Source organism: Alkalihalobacillus sp. BA299 (assembly GCF_017745675.1).
In the GTDB taxonomy this organism is placed as follows: domain Bacteria; phylum Bacillota; class Bacilli; order Bacillales; family Bacillaceae_F; genus Alkalihalobacterium.
In genome coordinates this window covers 69,994-89,005 of sequence record NZ_JAFLJM010000008.1, presented here as the reverse complement: position 1 = coordinate 89,005, position 19,012 = coordinate 69,994, and the positions used below count along the sequence as shown (strand labels likewise).

At 41.1% G+C, this 19,012-nt stretch carries 13 protein-coding genes; 11 read left to right on the top strand and 2 right to left on the bottom strand.

Annotated features, from left to right (window positions below):
- The 4 genes from J0N78_RS12325 (at position 1) to J0N78_RS12310 (ending at position 3,591) form a co-directional block, all read left to right on the top strand.
- Entirely contained in the window at positions 1-1,443 is a 1,443-nt protein-coding gene (locus tag J0N78_RS12325) for a CoA-acylating methylmalonate-semialdehyde dehydrogenase (RefSeq protein WP_209123401.1), read from the top strand.
- A gap of 15 nt (positions 1,444-1,458) precedes the next feature.
- Positions 1,459-2,478 (top strand): zinc-binding alcohol dehydrogenase family protein, encoded by a 1,020-nt coding sequence (locus J0N78_RS12320; protein ID WP_209123400.1) that lies wholly within the window; start codon positions 1,459-1,461, stop codon positions 2,476-2,478.
- A 108-nt stretch (positions 2,479-2,586) separates the two neighbouring features.
- Positions 2,587-2,757 (top strand): XapX domain-containing protein, encoded by a 171-nt coding sequence (locus J0N78_RS12315; RefSeq protein WP_209123399.1) that lies wholly within the window; start codon positions 2,587-2,589, stop codon positions 2,755-2,757.
- A 36-nt stretch (positions 2,758-2,793) separates the two neighbouring features.
- Entirely contained in the window at positions 2,794-3,591 is a 798-nt protein-coding gene (locus tag J0N78_RS12310; protein ID WP_209123398.1) for an alpha/beta fold hydrolase, read from the top strand.
- A gap of 40 nt (positions 3,592-3,631) precedes the next feature.
- On the opposite strand, the gene J0N78_RS12305 is transcribed toward J0N78_RS12310, so the two are convergent.
- Both J0N78_RS12305 and cls read right to left on the bottom strand, forming a co-directional pair.
- Positions 3,632-5,497, bottom strand: a complete 1,866-nt coding sequence (locus J0N78_RS12305; protein ID WP_209123397.1) for a heavy metal translocating P-type ATPase — start codon at positions 5,495-5,497, stop codon at positions 3,632-3,634.
- Between the two features lie 684 nt (positions 5,498-6,181).
- Entirely contained in the window at positions 6,182-7,378 is a 1,197-nt protein-coding gene (gene cls / locus J0N78_RS12300) for a cardiolipin synthase (RefSeq protein WP_209123396.1), read from the bottom strand.
- A 258-nt stretch (positions 7,379-7,636) separates the two neighbouring features.
- Between cls and J0N78_RS12295 the strand changes: the two genes are divergently transcribed.
- From J0N78_RS12295 to icmF, 7 genes are all read left to right on the top strand, one after another.
- Positions 7,637-9,739 carry a (Fe-S)-binding protein gene (locus J0N78_RS12295; protein WP_209123395.1) on the top strand — a complete coding sequence of 701 codons (2,103 nt, stop codon included), beginning with the start codon at positions 7,637-7,639 and terminating at the stop codon, positions 9,737-9,739.
- Positions 9,740-9,925: 186 nt separating this feature from the next.
- Positions 9,926-11,104, top strand: a complete 1,179-nt coding sequence (locus J0N78_RS12290; protein WP_209123394.1) for an acetyl-CoA C-acetyltransferase — start codon at positions 9,926-9,928, stop codon at positions 11,102-11,104.
- A gap of 225 nt (positions 11,105-11,329) precedes the next feature.
- On the top strand, positions 11,330-12,181 hold the full coding sequence (locus J0N78_RS12285; protein WP_209123393.1) for a 3-hydroxybutyryl-CoA dehydrogenase: 852 nt from the start codon (positions 11,330-11,332) through the stop codon (positions 12,179-12,181).
- A 24-nt stretch (positions 12,182-12,205) separates the two neighbouring features.
- Complete coding sequence (locus tag J0N78_RS12280; protein WP_209123392.1) at positions 12,206-13,348, top strand: acyl-CoA dehydrogenase; 1,143 nt, start codon at positions 12,206-12,208, stop codon at positions 13,346-13,348.
- Between the two features lie 209 nt (positions 13,349-13,557).
- Positions 13,558-14,700: an acyl-CoA dehydrogenase gene (locus J0N78_RS12275; protein ID WP_209123391.1), complete on the top strand. Its 1,143-nt coding sequence runs from the start codon at positions 13,558-13,560 to the stop codon at positions 14,698-14,700.
- 140 nt (positions 14,701-14,840) lie between these two features.
- Positions 14,841-15,464: a TetR/AcrR family transcriptional regulator gene (locus tag J0N78_RS12270; protein ID WP_247747276.1), complete on the top strand. Its 624-nt coding sequence runs from the start codon at positions 14,841-14,843 to the stop codon at positions 15,462-15,464.
- Positions 15,465-15,503: 39 nt separating this feature from the next.
- Entirely contained in the window at positions 15,504-18,767 is a 3,264-nt protein-coding gene (gene icmF / locus J0N78_RS12265; RefSeq protein WP_209123390.1) for a fused isobutyryl-CoA mutase/GTPase IcmF, read from the top strand.
- Positions 18,768-19,012 lie beyond the last annotated feature (245 nt).

The window sequence follows — 19,012 nt, the reverse complement described above, 5'->3', positions numbered from 1 at the left end:
ATGGCGGTACAAACATTAAGAAACTTTATAAATGGTGAGTGGGTTAATTCGTTATCCGATAACGTTGAAGCGGTACCGAATCCAGCCACAGGAGAAACGTTGGCGAATGTCCCTATTTCCAATCGCCAAGATTTTGACATCGCTGTTGCGACAGCAAAAGAAGCGTTTAAAACTTGGAGCAAAACACCGGTACCACGCCGTGCTCGTATTTTATTTAAATATCAACAGCTTTTAGTAGATAACTGGAGTGAACTAGCAGAATTAATAACAAAAGAAAACGGAAAGAGTTTTGATGAGGCATATGGTGAAGTACAACGCGGGATTGAGTGTGTTGAATTTGCAGCAGGTGCACCGACATTAATGATGGGCGAGCATTTACCAGATATTGCGACAAACATTGAGTCTGGGATGTATCGTTATCCTATCGGGGTCGTCGGTGGAATTACTCCGTTTAATTTTCCGATGATGGTTCCTTGTTGGATGTTTCCGCTTGCGATTGCATGCGGTAATTCCTTTATTTTAAAACCATCGGAGCGTACACCGATACTTGCCAATCGATTAGCAGAGCTTTTTAAACAAGCGGGATTGCCGGATGGCGTATTGAACGTCGTCCATGGGGCGCATGATGTCGTCAATGGCATTTTAGAGCATAAAGATGTGAAAGCCGTCTCATTTGTAGGCTCACAACCAGTAGCAGAGTACATTTATAAAACTGCAGCGGCCAATAAAAAGCGTGTCCAAGCATTAGCAGGGGCAAAAAACCATTCTATCGTCCTCCCTGATGCTGATTTAGATAATGCTTCGAAACAAATTATTAGTGCAGCTTTCGGATCAGCTGGTGAACGCTGTATGGCATGTTCTGTCGTCGTAGCAGTCGGCGAGGCGGCAGATCCGTTAATTGAAAAGCTAGTCGAAAAAGCTAATGAAATTACGATTGGGAATGGATTAGAAAAAGACGTGTTCTTAGGTCCTGTTATTCGAGAAAGCCATAAGGAACGAACACTACAATATATTGAAGAAGGTGAAAAAGAGGGTGCGGATTTAATTCGTGATGGTCGCGGCGCCAAGGATGACGAAGGTTATTTTGTTGGTCCAACGATTTTTGATAATGTCACATCTGAAATGAAGATTTGGCAAGACGAAATATTTGCTCCTGTCTTATCAATTGCACGTGTGGATACGTTAGAAGAGGCGATTGAATTATCGAACCAATCTAATTTTGCTAATGGCGCCTGTCTATTTACAAAAAGTGGAAAATCTGTGCGAGATTTCCGTGAGACAATCGATGCAGGGATGTTAGGTGTCAACGTCGGTGTACCCGCACCAATGGCATTTTTCCCGTTTTCGGGCTATAAGGATTCGTTTTATGGAGACCTTCATGCAAATGGAAAAGACGGTGTCAATTTCTATACGAGAAAGAAGATGGTCACGACAAGATGGTAAGAAGGGGGAATACATGTGAAAGCCATTCAAATCACAGAACCTGGAAATATAGAAATCACCCACATTGATAAACCTAATATTAAAAACAACGATGATGTGCTCGTTAAAGTAAAGCTTGCAGGGGTTTGTGGGTCAGATATGCACATTTTTCACGGATCTTACCCTATGGCGACTTTTCCAATTATCATTGGACATGAGGTTGTTGGGGAAGTGATAAAAACGGGACCCGATGTCAATAAATTAAAAGCTGGTGACCATGTGGTCGTGGAGCCGACTCGCTCGTGCGGAAACTGCTACGCCTGTAAAAAGGGAAGACCGAATGTTTGCCAAGAACTATCGGTTTACGGTGTTCATGAGGATGGTGGAATGAGAGAGTTTATCGTTTTACCGGAAAAATACCTTCATAAAGTAGCATCCGATGTCCCCTGGGAGGAAGCTGTATTAGCCGAACCATACACAATCGGCGCCCAAGCGGTATGGAGAGGTGATGTTCAAAAAGACGATACGGTTCTCATTCAAGGCGCCGGACCAATTGGCATCTGCATTTTAAAAATGGCAAAGCTCGCTGGTGGAAAATGTATTGTTTCAGATATAAATCCAGACCGGCTTGATTTTGCGAAACAAAGCGGTGCGGATACCATTGTCGATGTATCAAAAGAATCGTTAGTAGATGCCGTAACCCATTTTACTAATGGGGAAGGGGTAAACGTGGCCATTGATGCTGTCTGTTTGCCAAGTACGTTTGAGTTAAGCGTCGAATGTGTTTCGATTGCCGGAAGAGTTGTTGTGTTAGCCTTTGACGAGCGTCCGTCATCAATTCCGCAGCTTCCTATCACGAAAAAGGAAATTACGATTCTTGGCTCAAGATTACAAACTAACCAATTTTCAAAGGTTGTTTCACTTTTAAACCAAGGACTACTAACAGAAAATGGCCTCATCTCTCACCAATTTGTGATGGATGATATTAAAGAGGCAATCTCATTTATTGAAAATAACCAAAAACAAGTGAAGAAGCTGCTGATAGCATTTGAATAAAAGAAGACTGTTTAAAAAAGCATAACCAACAAACCCTCTATTTGGAATAAATAGAGGGTTTGCTTTTTGGAAACTTTAATAAAAGGATAATGAAAAGGTGTGAATGTGATGCAAGAAATAATTATGGCATTATTAGCAGGCTTAATCGTTGGATTGCTATTTGCATTTATTAAATTACCGATTCCAGCACCACCCGCATTTCCTGGAATTGCGGGGATTATCGGAATTTACTTAGGATATAAATTATTACAATGGATTTTACCTTATGTTAGCGGATAGAAGGTAAATACTCAAAAATGTTGGAGGAGGATTTTGATGCCGTACGTGCAAGGGCGTTTTCAATCACCCATTTATTATGAAACGATAGGAAAAGGCCTTCCTATCGTATTCATTCACCCACCTGGTATGGGGTTAATTACCTTCGAAAAGCAGCGAGATTTAGCTAAGCATTTTCAATTGATTTTTTTTGATATTAGAGGTAATGGTAGAAGTGGAGCAGGGAGTGAACAAATTACGATGTCCCTGCTCGCAGAAGATATTGCTCGAATATTAGATGAACTGAATATTCGTAAGGCTGTTATTTTTGGCTATTCGAACGGTGGTTCCATTGCGCAAGAATTTGCGCTTTCTCATCCTGAACGTACGATGGCTGTCATCATGAGTGGCCCTTTCCCAGAGGTAAATAGTTTTATTTTACGAACTGAATTTCGTCTTGGGCTGCTCGTTTCTAGGTTAAAGCGAATTTCATTTTTAGCGAAAGCGCTCGCCTTTGCTCATACTAAAAATTATGAAACGGCTTTTCGAGAAAAAATGGCTAATTACTTCGCTCATGGTGATCCGAATATTGTTTATCAATTATACAAGGAAGGTTTACACTACCGATCTACAAATCGACTTCAAGAAATTCATGCTCCAGTGCTCGTGATTTATGCTAAATTTGATTTTTACTTACACCATTATTCAAAAATGTTTATTCAAAGGTTGGCTGATATTGAACTTGTCACGGTAGATAAAGCGACGCACCAAATTCCGACAAAGAATGCACCTGAACTCAATCGAATTATCGTTGATTTTATAAATAGAAGGCTAAGTCCTATTACGGGCGTCGATTAATAATGACTGTAGCTGATTGAAAGAAGACGAGGTGGCATTTCTAATTCCTTAATAATCTCAGCCCATTGAGGATGACTAAAATTGTACTGCCTTCATGTCCGATCACACCGAGTGGTAATGAGACGTGTTGCATGAAGTTGCCAGCAATGAGTAAAAGGATGACGGCAACCGAAAAAATGAGGTTTTGCATGACAATTCGATTTAATCGTTTGGAAAGTTGGATGGCTTTTGTAATTTTTGAAAGATTGTTTTTAACAAGAACGATATCCGCTGTTTCAATTGCAGCATCAGAGCCTGCTCCCATAGCAATACCAATATTAGCTTGAGCTAGGGCAGGGGCATCATTAATTCCATCACCAACCATAGCAACAGTTCGAAACTGCTTTTTCAGCTTTTTAATTTCGGTGACTTTTTCTTCAGGTAAGCAATTAGCGGTATAGCCATCGAGCTGAACCTCAGTGGCTATTTTTTCTGCGGTTTTCTCGTGATCACCTGTAATCATAAAGGTCGCAATCCCTTGTTTTTTCATCGTATCGATCGCTTCAATCGCAACGTCTCGAACGGTATCTTCAATCGCAAAAACGGCGGCTATTTCATTTTCTTTACCAGCAAACACAAGCGTTTGTTCAGCCTCGCTCATAGATGCCGCAGTTTCTTCAAAAGCTTTTCGGCATTCAGAAGGAAAAAAGTCAGGCTTCCCAATTTTCCATAGTGTGCCTTCCACGGTTCCTGATATTCCCCAGCCACTCTTTGTCTCCATAAAGTCAGGCGAAACAGGCTCAATCCCTCTTTGTTTACAATAGGTGACGATAGCATGGGCTAAAGGGTGTGATGACTGGTTTTCAATTGCACATATGGCATGGAGAAGGTCTTTCTCATTAACATGATTTAGAACATATACGTTGGTCACTACAGGGACTCCGTTAGTAATCGTACCTGTTTTATCTAGAGCAATCGCTTTAATATGCGCTAGCTGCTCTAAGTAAATGCCCCCTTTAAAAAGAATCCCTTGCCTCGCTCCATTTGAAATGGCTGACAGTGTAGCTGGCATAACAGAAGCAACTAAGGCACAAGGCGAGGCGACAACGAGTAATACCATAGCACGATAAAACGTTTCATTAAAGCTCCATCCGAGTAGAAAATAGGGGAGAAGCATCATGAGTAGAACGAGAAGGAGAACGATTTTAACATAGGGGCCTTCCAGCTTTTCAATCATTTGTTGAGACGGCGATTTTTCATGTTTTGCAGATTGTACGAGTGAAATGATTTTTTGAAATAGGGTCTCTCTAGCAAGCTTTGTAACGGATACATCAATCATTCCAGAAAGGTTAACCGTTCCTGTAAACACATTTTCGCTACGTTGTTTCGACACGGGCAGTGATTCGCCAGTTAACGCCGATTCATCAATCGTGGTTCTTCCCGTTTGAATCATTCCGTCCGTAGGAATTCGTTCGCCGGGCTTTATTCTAACGATTTCACCAATGTTTAAAGCGGATACAGGAACAATTTGCTCGACTCCATCTTTTAAAACTGTAGCTTCTTCGGGCTGCAGGTCCATCAGGGCAGAGATTTCGCGATGACTTTTATTCATCGTGTACGTTTCGAGAGCTCCGCTTAATGCAAAAATAAAGATGAGAATAGCGCCCTCCATCCAGTAGCCGATCCATGCCGCACCAATTGCTGCTAAAATCATTAATATTTCAACAGAAAACTTTCGCTGTTCAATAAACTCCTTTATACCTTCTCTTGCTTTATAATATCCACCAATGATATAGGCGAAGAGAAACAAACAAACCGTTAAATAGGTTGGCGTAGAAAATTGGTCGAACGTCCAAGCGATAGCAATGAGGATTCCACTCGTTAATGCTAAAAAGAGCTGTCGATGTTCTTTTAGCTTAGTATTCAAAACGGATCACTCCTTTTTTTCATTTTTCGTTTTTTTAATTGAGAATTACAATCAACATCATTTAGCTATTAAAACGACGAAAGCTGCCACCATAGCGGTGACAGCAGACTTGATAATGATTTTTAACAATTGATATTAAGTTAAAATTATTATAAATTAATTATACTATAGATTGAGAATGATAAATAGATACATGTGGTAAAATAGGCTAATTCATGTTTCCTTTATCTCATACGGGAGGGCGCAAGGATATACGCCGCTAAACGGGCGCTTCCGCTTTTCTTGTCTAGCTGCAGGTGTCATCGGCTTGAGGTCGCTTCGGTCCATCAAACGTGTCCAAAAGTCAGGACACTAATTGCTGTGCCTCCAGCGCTTGTCGCCGATAAGCAGACACCTTCCGCTTTTCTTGTCTAGCTGCAGGTGTCATCGGCTCGAGGTCGCTTCGGTCCATCAAACGTGTCCAAAAGTCAGGACACTAATTGCTGGGCCTCCAGCGCTTGTCGCCGATAAGCAGACACCTTCCGCTTTTCTTATTGTCTAGCTGCAGCGCCCAGCGTCTAGTGGACTTCGCTCTCCTCCTTACGATAAGTCAACATCGGATCGCTAGCACTTCTCCGTGTTTCCTTTATCTCATACGGGAGGGGCTCCAGTCCATACGCCGCTAAACGGGCGCTTCCGCTTTTCTTATAATAAGCCAGAAAATATAGTGGCGAATCGTTCTTTTCCTTTTTGAAAAATAGACCGTTCATTATATTGTTTTAATGTTAGTCGTTCAGAAATTGAAATATCATAGTCAATTTCGCTTAAAACGTCTTGGATAAATTCGCTGTCATAGATTAGACAATTTATTTCATGATCGATATGGAAGCTTCTTTTATCAAAGTTAGCTGTTCCAATATCACAAATTTGATCGTCAATGACGACAATCTTAGGGTGATAAAAGCCTCTGTAATATTGATAGATATCAATGTCAACGTCGAGTAAATCTTTAAAGTACGGATATGCCGCTTCTTTAACAAGAGGGTGATCTGCTTTTTTCGGTACAATTAAACGGATATTTACTCCACGCTTTGCTGCAGTAATTAGTTCTCCTTGTATCGGTAATCCTGGTATATAATAAGGCGTACCGATCGTTATCGAGTGTTCGGCTTGACGGATTAAATCGATAAACGTATCCTCCAGATAGACACCATCGGTCGGAAGAATTCGAAGCGGTGTATTCCCTTTTGATAAAGGAGGGTATAAGGATTCATGAGAGATCGCCTCCTTTGTCGTTGCTTTCCAATCTTCAATAAATTGTTCTTGTAAGTCTTGGACGCCGTCACCTTCTAGACGAAGGTGGAAGTCGCGCCAATATCCAAACTTAGGATCCCTTCCTAAGTATTCATCTCCTACATTATATCCGCCGATATAGCCAATGGTGCCATCAATCACACTAATTTTTCGGTGATTACGTCGATTTAACGTGAAGAAGAAATATGGGAATTTAGGAGAATGAGAGTAAGCGAAACTGACTCCTGCTTCTTTAAGTTTTTCAATAGAACTCTTTTTAACATGAGAACCAATTCGGTCGACGAGTAGACGAACCTCTACACCTTCTTTTGCTTTATCCATTAATAACGCCATTAATTTTTTACTAATGTTATCGTTTTTAATAATATAAAATAAAATATGAATATGTTTGGAGGCTTGTTGAATATCTTGAAAAAAATGATCAAATAAGTCATCGCCGGTCGTAAGCAATTGGACCTTACCATAGCGCATTTTTTGGTTAAAACGCTTCGCTTCTTTTCTTTGTTTTTCCTGTCCGTATTTAAAATCTAGTCTGAGATAGATCATGAGGAGTACGATAACGGCGACGATAATCCAAAAAAGAAACATAAAAAGAGACCTCCTAATGTTAAGTTCGATATCTTTTAGGATTACCAAAATCATTTGAAAAATAAGATGGATGAAATCACCTCAAAAAATTTTTTAATAAAATATATCGACTGAATGCTCATTCACGATTTTTTTGTGTTATAATGAGATCACAATATTAAATTTTCTGAAATTTATCTTTTAATTTACTATCTTTAAAGCAGTTACTCGATATAAACAAGGAAGATAGGTAAACAAAAGAAGGGAGAGGACAATCAAATGCAAGCGCTATCATGGGTAAATTTGTTAACTTTTCTATTAGTAACAGGTTATGCGGTTTATTTGTTCGCCTCGCTTGTGAAAACGAGATACGAATATATTAAACTAGGAAAGAAAGTTGAATTTGATCATACGTTGAAAGAGCGCATTAACGTGGTGATGGTCAATGTATTTGGTCAAAAGAAGCTCATGAAGGATAAGAAGAGTGGGACGATCCACGTCATGTTTTTCTATGGGTTCTTACTCGTACAATTTAGTGCGATCGATGTCATTTGGAAGGGACTTGCGGTAGGATCTCATTTACCATTAGGGCCATTATATCCATACTTTACTTTCTTCCAGGAGCTCGTCGTTGTGATGATCTTAATTGCAGTCGTTTGGGCTTTTCACCGTCGTTATGTGGAGAAGCTTGTCCGCTTAAAGCGCGGCTGGAAGTCTGGTCTAGTACTCATTTTTATCGGAGGATTAATGCTTTCGAAGTTAGGCGCAAAAGGGATGGAAAAAATTTGGTTAGACAAGTCTTTAACAGGCTTTGAACCGATCGCATCTAGTATCGCTTGGGTCGCTCAAGGCATTGGACCAAGTGCAGCTGCCCCGTTGTTCTTTGTTTTCTGGTGGTTACACTTATTATTCTTATTAACGTTCTTAGTCTACATTCCGCAATCGAAGCATGCGCATTTAATTGCGGGCCCTTATAACGTTTATTTAGGAAGAACACACAAGGTCGGTCAACTTGCATCGATCAACTTTGAAGATGAAAGTCAAGAGACATTTGGTGTTGGTAAAATTGAGGATTTTAATCAGAAGCAATTAGTGGATTTGTATGCCTGTGTCGAATGTGGACGCTGTACGAATATGTGTCCAGCAACGGGCACTGGAAAAATGCTGTCACCGATGGATTTAATCATTAAATTACGTGATCATTTAACAGAAAAAGGGGCAGCGGTTACATCGCGCTCGCCGTGGATGCCAGCTTACGCATTTAGCAATACAAAAGGAAATCAAATTGCTGCACAGTCACAAGCAAACAAAGAAGCTGCTGCTGCTTATGATGTAAGTCTCATTGGTGAAGTCATTACAGAAGAGGAAATTTGGGCCTGTACGACGTGCCGTAACTGTGAAGATCAATGTCCAGTCATGAACGAGCATGTCGATAAAATTATTGACCTTCGTCGTTACCTTGTCTTAACAGAAGGGAAAATGGATGCGGATGCCCAGCGAGCGATTACAAACATTGAACGTCAAGGGAACCCTTGGGGGATTAACCGTAAAGAGCGTGAAAACTGGCGCGAAGGCCGTGATGATATTCACGTACCGACGATTAAAGAAATGCAAAAAGCAGGCGAGGAATTTGAATACCTTTTCTTCGTAGGTTCGATGGGTTCATACGATAAGCGGAGCCAAAAAATCGCTCAATCGTTTGCGAAAGTGTTAAATGAAGCAGGTGTAAAATTCGCGATTATCGGTAGTAAAGAAAAGAACTCAGGAGATACACCGCGTCGTATTGGGAATGAGTTCTTATTCCAAGAACTTGCGACAGCAAACATTGACATGTTCCAAAAGTACGATGTGAAGAAAATCGTCACGATTGACCCGCATGCGTACAATACGTTTAAAAATGAGTATCCAGAGTTTGGGTTAGAGGGCGTAGAAGTGTACCATCATACGGAGCTTCTCGCACAATTGATTAAAGAAGGTAAAATCACACCGAAGTATGAAGTGAATGAAACGATCGTTTACCATGACTCTTGTTACCTCGGTCGATACAACGACGTGTACAGTCCACCACGTGAAATTTTAGAAGCAATTCCAGGTGTGAAGGTCGTTGAAATGGAACGTAACCGTGAAAAAGGAATGTGCTGTGGTGCTGGTGGCGGTATGATGTGGATGGAAGAACACTCAGGCGAACGGATTAACGTCGCTCGTACAGAACAAGCACTAGAGGTTAATCCAAGTGTCATCGGCAGTGGCTGTCCATACTGCTTAACGATGTTAAGTGATGGAACAAAAGCGAAAGAAGTCGAAGAGCAAGTAAAAACGATGGATCTTGCAGAAATTTTAGAAAAATCTATTGTGAAACAAGAGGAAGTAATCGTACAATAAGAATATAAGGTTTGAGGCTGACCTCAAATGGTCAGCCTCGTACTTATAGAGTTGGGCGTGAATAGTTTATTCATATAGTAAAATTGTAAGCGCGAACATTGTAGACGTATGTTTATAGAGTTGGATCGCTTTTTTAAAATAATTAGTCGAGCGAACGCTCGCTCAAAACAAGGAGGAAACCATAACATGTCAACAACTGTTATTGTTGCTGGTGCAAGAACACCGTTTGGAAAGTTTGGTGGCGATCTCGCTTCATTAAAAGCGAGTCAACTTGGTGGTATTGCCATTAAAGGGGCATTACGTCGCGCTAATGTTGACCCCAGTGAAGTAGAGGAGCTAATTATGGGGAATGTTCTTCAAGGCGGACAGGGGCAAATCCCTTCCCGACAAGCAGGTCATTATGCGGGGCTTCCGTGGGATGTTCAAACCGAAACGATTAACAAAGTGTGTGCATCTGGAATGCGGAGTGTGACGATGGCTGATCAAATCATTCGAGTGGGCGATGCCGAAGTGATTGTTGCTGGTGGTATGGAGTCGATGAGTAATGCACCATATTTTATCCCCAATGCACGCTGGGGAATGAGAATGGGTGACAGCAAAGTAGTTGATATGATGGTGCATGACGGTCTTACTTGCTCCTTTAATCAAGTCCATATGGGAACCTACGGAAATGCGGTGGCAGAAGAGCTTGGGCTTACTCGAGAAGACCAAGATGCTTGGGCATGCCGAAGTCATGAGCGAGCGCTCGCTTCGATTGCAGAAGGCAAATTTGCTGAAGAAATTGTTTCTGTTGAAGTGCCTCAGCGTAAAGGTGACCCGATTGTTGTTTCACAAGATGAAGCACCACGTGCTGAAACAACCGTTGAAGGTCTTAGCAATTTAAAGCCTGTATTCGGTAAGGATGGCTCCATTACAGCTGGGAATGCGCCAGGCGTTAATGACGGTGCAGCAGCACTTGTACTCATGTCTGAAGAACGTGCAAAAAAAGAAGGCAAACAAGTACTAGCGAAAATTATAGGTCATACAGCCCTTGCGATTGAAGCAAAGGATTTTCCGAAAACGCCAGGACTTGTCATTAATAAATTATTAGAAAAAACAGGGAAGACGTTAGCTGAAATTGATTTATTCGAAGTGAATGAAGCGTTCGCTGCTGTTGCCTTAGCAAGTGGGCAGCTTGCAAGTCTAGATCCTGAAAAAGTAAATGTAAATGGCGGTGCTGTCGCTCTCGGTCACCCAATTGGTGCTAGCGGCACACGAATTATTTTAACGTTAGCTTATGAATTAAAGCGTCGTGGTGGTGGAATTGGGATCGCTTCCATTTGTAGCGGTGGTGGCCAAGGTGACGCCATCATGATCGAAGTTTAATAGAAAAGCGCAAGCGCTCGTTTAGCGACGTACGGACTGGACTGAACCGCAGGAGATAAAGGAAACACGGGGAGCAGCAGCGAGCCGATGTTGACTTATCGTACGGAGGAGAAGGAAGTCTCGCTAGTCGCTGAGCGCATGCGCTAGCCACCATCTGAAAAGATAAACTTTCTTATTTTTTAAAGAAATATATAAATACTTAATTGTGAGATAGGAGAGAAGAAAATGGCAATTCAAACAGTAATGGTAATTGGTGCAGGACAAATGGGATCTGGAATCGTTCAAGTTCATGCGATGTCAGGCTTCGAAGTCTATATGCATGACTTAAAGGAAGAGTTTGTTGAAAGAGGAATGAACACGATTAAGAAAAACCTTAATCGCCAAGTGGAAAAAGGCCGAATGACAGAAGCAGAGCGCGATGCAATCGTAGCGCGAATTACTCCATCAACAGACATTCAAAATGCGGCAAAGGTAGATTTAGTCATTGAAGCCGCTGTTGAAAATATGGAAATCAAATCAAAGATTTTCAGTGAATTGGATCAAATTACTCCGGAACATACCATTTTAGCGACAAATACATCATCTTTACCAATCACAGAAATTGCAGCAGCTACAAATCGGCCAGAAAAAGTCATTGGGATGCACTTCATGAACCCAGTACCTGTAATGAAACTCGTCGAAATCATTCGCGGTTTAGCAACAGCAGATGAAGTATACGGTGTCATTGAAGACTTGTCTCGTCAATTAGGGAAAACACCAGTTGAAGTAAACGACTTCCCAGGCTTCGTTTCGAATCGAATTTTAATGCCAATGATCAATGAAGCGATCTATACCGTTTTTGAAGGAGTAGCAACACCTGAAGCGGTTGATGAAGTGATGAAGTTAGGGATGAACCATCCAATGGGACCGTTAACACTTGCTGACTTTATCGGTTTAGATACTTGCTTATACATTATGGAAACATTGCATGAAGGCTTTGGTGACGATAAGTATCGCCCATGCCCATTACTTCGTAAATACGTGAAGGCAGGCTGGCTCGGTAAGAAATCTGGACGCGGCTTTTATGTTTACAACTAAGAATATGATAGTGGAGTGATGAGGATGAATTTACGTTTTACAGAAGAGCAGGAAATGATGAGGAAGATGGTTCGTGATTTTGCTAACGAACAAATTACTCCTTTTATAGAAGAAATGGAAGAAAACGATACGTTTCCACGTGCAATTGTTGACCAAATGGGTGAACTTGGCTTAATGGGTATTCCGATTTCTGAACAGTACGGTGGTGCAGGGATGGATTTTACATCCTATATTATTGCGATTAATGAACTTTCAAAAGTAAGTGCAACGGTAGGTGTCATTCTTTCGGTACACACATCCGTAGGTACGAACCCGATTTTATATTTTGGAACGGAAGAACAAAAGCAAAGATATATTCCTAAGCTAGCGTCTGGAAAATATTTAGGTGCGTTCGGCTTAACGGAACCTGGCGCAGGATCTGATGCAGGAAGTTTAAAAACATCAGCCGTAAAAAAAGGCGATCATTACGTCTTAAATGGCTCGAAAGTGTTTATTACAAATGGCGGTGAAGCAGATACGTATGTTGTTTTTGCTAAAACTAATCCTGAAGAGGGGTCACGTGGAATCTCTGCTTTTATCGTTGAAAAAGATACCCCTGGATTTAAGGTAGGAAAGAAAGAAAAGAAAATGGGGCTACACGGTTCGAATACAAACACGCTTATTTTCGAAGATGCGGTCGTACCTGCAGAAAACCTGCTCGGCCAAGAAGGTTGTGGATTTAAAATTGCGATGGCCAACTTAGACTATGGACGAATTGGAATTGCTGCACAAGCTCTTGGAATTGCAGAAGCAGCTCTAGAAGCCGCAACAAATTATGCGAAAGAACGAAAGCAATTTGGTCGTGCTATTGGAACGCAGCAAGGGCTTGCTTTTAAATTAGCCGATATGGCAACAAAAGTCGAAGCTGCAAGACTACTAGTTTATCAAGCAGCAAATTTAAAAGATCGCGGGTTAAAGTGTGGTCAACAAGCTTCGATGGCAAAGCTGTTCGCTTCACGTACAGCGGTCGAAGTCGCCATTGAGGCAGTTCAAGTGTTCGGTGGTTATGGTTACACGAAGGAATATCCTGTTGAACGGTATTTTAGAGATGCAAAAGTTACGGAGATTTATGAAGGTACGAGTGAGATTCAGAGGGTTGTGATTAATAAGTCTTTGCTAGGTGATTAATGTGGATGTTCAAAAAGTCCGGGAAAAATTACTGTCGAATTTCTTTGTTGGTTTGCTGCTGTGTTACTCACGTATTAAAAGCATACGCTCTGTTACTCGCAGCTGCACCGCCTCGAACTTCTCGGTCCTTTTTGTCCTCCTTTTGAACAATATCTAAATGGATGTTCAAAAAAGTCCGGGAAATCCAATAACTTAAGGGAGAGATCAAGATGAATTTTCAATTAACTGAAGAACAAGAAATGCTAAGAAAAATGATTAGGGATTTTGCTGAAAATGAAGTAGCACCAACGGCTGAAGTGCGTGATGAAGAAGAGCGTTTTGACCGTGAAATTTTTGATAAAATGGCTGAACTGGGTCTTACGGGTATTCCGTGGCCTGAAGAGTACGGTGGAATTGGAGCCGATTATGTAAGCTATGTTATTGCTGTAGAAGAGCTTTCTCGTGTATGTGCTTCGACAGGTGTAACGCTCTCAGCGCACATTTCACTTTGCAGCTGGCCGATCTATAAATTTGGAACAGAAGAGCAAAAGCAAAAATATCTACGTGCATTAGCGGAAGGTAGAAGCATTGGGGCCTACGGCTTAACGGAGCCTGGTGCTGGATCTGATGTAGCGAGCATGAAAACAACGGCTAAACTAGATGGAGACGACTACATCTTAAATGGCTCAAAAATCTTTATTACAAATGGTGGTGTTGCCGACATTTATGTTGTGTTTGCGGTAACTGACGCGGATAAGAAGCATAAAGGAATTACAGCATTTATCGTCACAAGTGACATGCCAGGATTTTCAGTTGGCAAGAAGGAAAAGAAACTAGGTATTCGTTCATCACCTACAACGGAAATTATTTTTGAAGAAGTACGTGTACCGAAAGAAAATATGCTTGGTAAAGAAGGCGAAGGGTTTAAAATTGCGATGATGACGCTTGATGGTGGACGTAACGGTATTGCCGCTCAAGCATTAGGAATTGCGCAAGGCGCATTAGATGCATCCGTTGGTTATGCAAAAGAGCGTAAACAGTTTGGTAAATCAATTGGCGTACAACAAGGAATTGCTTTTAAATTAGCAGATATGGCTACGAAAATTGAAGCGGCTCGTTTATTAACGTATCAAGCAGCTTGGAAGGAAAGTGAAGGCGTTTCCTACGGATTAGAGTCGGCCATGTCGAAATTATTTGCTGGTGATACCGCCATGGAAGTGACAGTTGAAGCTGTGCAAGTATTCGGTGGATATGGATATACGAAAGATTATCCTGTTGAGCGTTACATGCGTGATGCGAAAATTACGCAAATCTATGAAGGAACGAATGAAATTCAGCGCCTCGTTATTTCAAAGATGTTATTAGCAGACTAATAAGTGTATGATAAAAAGTGCAATAAAATGGTGTCAGGCACCTTTACTGTAGTAAAGGATTTGACAGAGAAGTAGTAAGGGCGGACGTTAGTTAGTTTGTCCTTCATAAAAAGATAATCGAGAAAGTGAGGTATCTTTTATTGCGAAAAAAGAAAGTGCCTTCAATGGTAAAGGACCAACAACTAATTAAAAAGCGCCGCGAACAAATGATTAAGGGTGCTGTTAACTTATTTAAAGAAAAAGGCTTTCATCGAACGACAACGCGAGAGATTGCAAAAGAATCCGGGTTCAGTATTGGAACGCTATATGAATATATCGGCTCAAAAGAAGATGTGCTATATCTCGTCTGTGATTCGATTTATGAAGAAGTTAGTGATCGACTCAAGCAGTATTTAGATTATAATCGTTCGGGGATTGATCGGCTTAAGCAAGCGATTACTTCATATTTCAAAGTCGTTGATGAAATGGAAGATGAATTTCTCGTCATGTATCAGGAAGCTAAATCGTTACCGAAAGAAGCACTGCCGTATGTCCTACAAAAAGAAAACGAAATGACAGCAATGATTGAGTCAATTGTACGAGACTGTATTGAAGAAGGGCTGCTTGATTTAAAAGAAGAGCCGGAAATTAAGCTGCTTGCCCATAACATCATCGTTCAAGGGCATATGTGGACTTTTAGACGATGGGTATTGAAGAAGCAATATACGTTAGAACAATATACAGAGCTCCAAATAGAGCAGCTTTTTAAAGGCATTATTAAATAATTGTACGTAAGGGTAAAAAAAGAAATGGAGGAATGAAGTATGCAAGCGGTTGATATTTATCGTCCAAAGCATTCAGTTCGATTTGTAACGGCTTCAAGTTTATTCGATGGTCATGATGCATCGATTAATATCATGAGGCGTATTCTTCAAGCGAGTGGAGCAGAGGTCATTCACCTCGGTCATAATCGGTCAGTAGAAGAAGTGGTAGATGCAGCGATCCAAGAAGATGTCCAAGGAATTGCAATTTCTTCTTATCAGGGTGGTCATATGGAGTATTTCAAATACATGTATGACTTACTGAAGGAAAAGGGAGCAGGTCATATTCGCTTATACGGCGGTGGCGGCGGAGTCATTACACCTCCAGAAATTAAAGAATTACATGAGTATGGTATTTCACGTATTTTCTCCCCTGAGGATGGTCGTCAAAATGGTCTTCAAGGTATGATTAATCAAATGCTTGAAGAATGCGATTTTCCAACAGTACGTGACCTATCAAACGAAGTCGAGCAATTAAAAGATAAGAACGCACGTGCAGTCGCTAGATTAATATCATTAGCAGAGCAGCAAGCAATGGGGCTCAATGAAGTTGCAGCCACTGCAGAAAAAGCGTTAAATGAACTAAAACAAATTACGGAAAATGTACCTGTACTAGGTATTACAGGTACAGGTGGAGCGGGGAAAAGTTCATTAACGGATGAAATTGTACGTCGCTTCTTAAACGAATTTGAGGATAAAACGATTGCAATCCTTTCGATTGATCCGACAAAACAAAAAACGGGTGGAGCACTTTTAGGTGACCGTATTCGAATGAATTCGATCAACAGTCCGCGTGTGTTTATGCGCAGTTTAGCGACACGAAGCTCTCGAAGTGAAATTTCAGACAGCATTCAAGACGCGATTCACGTGGCAAAAGCCGCGGGTTACGATCTTGTTATCGTTGAAACGAGTGGAATTGGGCAAGGGGACGCTGAAATTACTGAAATTTCAGATGTCGCGATGTATGTAATGACAAGTGAGTTTGGTGCTCCTACACAGCTTGAGAAAATTGATATGATCGATTACGCAGATTTGATTGCTATAAATAAGTTTGAGCGAAAAGGCTCAGAAGATGCACTTCGTCACGTTCGTAAACAATACCAACGGAGCCACAACCTTTTCGATCAAAAGTTAGAATCGATGCCGGTCTACGGAACAATCGCGAGTCAGTTTAACGATATAGGTACGAATACATTGTTTAAAGCAATCGTTGAAACGTTAAATAAAAAATATGGAACCGATTGGGTAACGAATCTTGAAACGAGTAAAGACGTGGTTAAGAAAAACTTAATTATTCCACCAGACCGAACCCACTATTTACGAGAAATTGTTCAATCGATTCGTGACTATAAAAAAGTAACAGAGCAGCAAGTCGAAGTTGCTCGTAAACTGTTCCAAATTACAGGAGCCATTGAAGCTCTTCAAGAAACAGGGCAAACAGACGAAAATGTGATTTCTCAGCTCGAAAAAACAAAAGCCCATTATGAAACGAAGCTTGATCCTCAAGCAAAAGCAATTCTCGATAACTGGGAGAGCTTAAAAGAAAAGTATTCTGGCGATTCGTTCGTTACAAAAATCCGTGATAAAGAAATTGTGACAGAGCTAACAACCGAAAGCTTATCGGGACTAAAAATTCCAAAGGTCGCGCTTCCTAAATTCAAAGACTGGGGCGAAATTTTAAACTGGTCGATGAAGGAAAATGTTCCAGGTTCATTCCCTTATACAGCTGGCGTGTTCCCGTTCAAACGTAAAGGGGAGGATCCAAAACGGCAGTTTGCAGGGGAAGGAACACCAGAACGTACGAACCGTCGATTCCACTACTTATCAAAAGATGATGATGCAAAACGTTTAAGTACAGCGTTTGACTCGGTTACTTTATACGGTGAAGACCCAGATCATCGTCCAGATATTTATGGTAAAGTCGGGGAAAGTGGCGTAAGCATTTGTACGCTTGATGATATGAAAAAGCTCTATGCTGGCTTTGACTTATGTGCGCCATCAACGTCGGTTTCGATGACGATTAATGGCCCTGCACCAATCATTTTAGCGATGTTTATGAATACAGCAATCGAGCAGCAGTTACAAAAATTTGAAGAAGAAAACGGTAGAAAGCCTTCAGCTGAAGAAGCAGCTCAAGTGAGAGAATATACCCTGCAAACCGTTCGAGGTACGGTTCAAGCGGATATTTTAAAAGAAGATCAAGGGCAAAACACGTGTATCTTCTCAACCGAATTTGCGCTTCGAATGATGGGTGACATCCAACAATATTTCATCAATCAAAAAGTGAGAAACTACTATTCTGTTTCGATTTCAGGCTACCATATTGCTGAAGCTGGGGCGAACCCAATTAGTCAGCTCGCCTTCACGCTTGCTAATGGCTTCACGTACGTGGAGTACTATTTAAGCCGCGGCATGAACATTGATGACTTTGCACCTAACTTATCATTCTTCTTTAGTAATGGTTTAGATCCTGAGTATTCAGTGATCGGCCGCGTTGCTCGTCGTATTTGGGCAACAGTGATGAAGAAGAAATATGCTGCCAATGAGCGTAGTCAAAAGTTAAAGTATCACATCCAAACATCTGGCCGTTCATTGCATGCGCAAGAAATTGATTTTAATGACATTCGTACGACATTACAAGCGTTAATGGCGATTTACGATAACTGTAACTCTCTTCATACAAATGCGTATGATGAGGCGATCACGACTCCAACGGAAGAGTCAGTCCGTCGGGCGATGGCAATCCAAATGATCATTACAAAAGAGTTAGGTCTTGCCAAAAACGAGAACTCGCTTCAAGGATCATTTATCATTGATGAATTAACAGATTTAGTCGAGGAAGCCGTATTACAAGAGTTAGAGAGCATCAATGATCGTGGTGGTGTGTTAGGAGCGATGGAAACACAGTACCAACGTGCTAAAATTCAAGAAGAGTCCATGCATTATGAAATGCTAAAACATACGGGTGAATTACCAATCATCGGCGTCAACACGTATATTAACCCGAACCAACCAGAAGAAGAAGAGTTTGAAATGGAACTCGCCCGTGCAACGAAAGAAGAGAAAGAGCAGCAAATTACGAACTTGAGAGCCTTCCAGGAGCGTAATAAAGACGTATCAGCCCAAGCGTTAAAACGCCTTCAAGAAACAGCGGTGAACGGGGGCAACATCTTTGCTGAATTAATGGAGACAGTTAAAGTGGCAAGTCTTGGCCAAATTACTTCTGCATTATATCAAGTAGGCGGACAATATCGTCGTAATATGTAAGGCAATAAAATTAAAACAGACTAAAAAAAGAAGCTAATTTATGACTGTAACCGGTGCTATTCAGAAATGTAAAACTTTCATTCACATGAAAAACAACAATAGAATTCGAAATAAAAACACAGCTAATTCTAAAAACGAGCTTGGATTCCCAAGTTCGTTTTCTCTATATTCGATTTCAACGGACAGGAAATCCGTTATTATATTGAAATCCCCGCTTTTTATGACTTTATAGGACACAGAGTCTG

What these genes read in the sequence shown, in the direction of transcription:
- J0N78_RS12280 (WP_209123392.1), top strand. Translation starts at nt 12,206, where the DNA reads ATGAATTTACGTTTTACAGAAGAGCAGGAAATGATGAGGAAGATGGTT.
- J0N78_RS12295 (WP_209123395.1), top strand. Translation starts at nt 7,637, where the DNA reads ATGCAAGCGCTATCATGGGTAAATTTGTTAACTTTTCTATTAGTAACA.
- cls (WP_209123396.1), bottom strand. Translation starts at nt 7,378, where the DNA reads ATGTTTCTTTTTTGGATTATCGTCGCCGTTATCGTACTCCTCATGATC.
- J0N78_RS12310 (WP_209123398.1), top strand. Translation starts at nt 2,794, where the DNA reads ATGCCGTACGTGCAAGGGCGTTTTCAATCACCCATTTATTATGAAACG.
- J0N78_RS12285 (WP_209123393.1), top strand. Translation starts at nt 11,330, where the DNA reads ATGGCAATTCAAACAGTAATGGTAATTGGTGCAGGACAAATGGGATCT.
- J0N78_RS12290 (WP_209123394.1), top strand. Translation starts at nt 9,926, where the DNA reads ATGTCAACAACTGTTATTGTTGCTGGTGCAAGAACACCGTTTGGAAAG.
- J0N78_RS12325 (WP_209123401.1), top strand. Translation starts at nt 1, where the DNA reads ATGGCGGTACAAACATTAAGAAACTTTATAAATGGTGAGTGGGTTAAT.
- icmF (WP_209123390.1), top strand. Translation starts at nt 15,504, where the DNA reads ATGCAAGCGGTTGATATTTATCGTCCAAAGCATTCAGTTCGATTTGTA.
- J0N78_RS12275 (WP_209123391.1), top strand. Translation starts at nt 13,558, where the DNA reads ATGAATTTTCAATTAACTGAAGAACAAGAAATGCTAAGAAAAATGATT.
- J0N78_RS12315 (WP_209123399.1), top strand. Translation starts at nt 2,587, where the DNA reads ATGCAAGAAATAATTATGGCATTATTAGCAGGCTTAATCGTTGGATTG.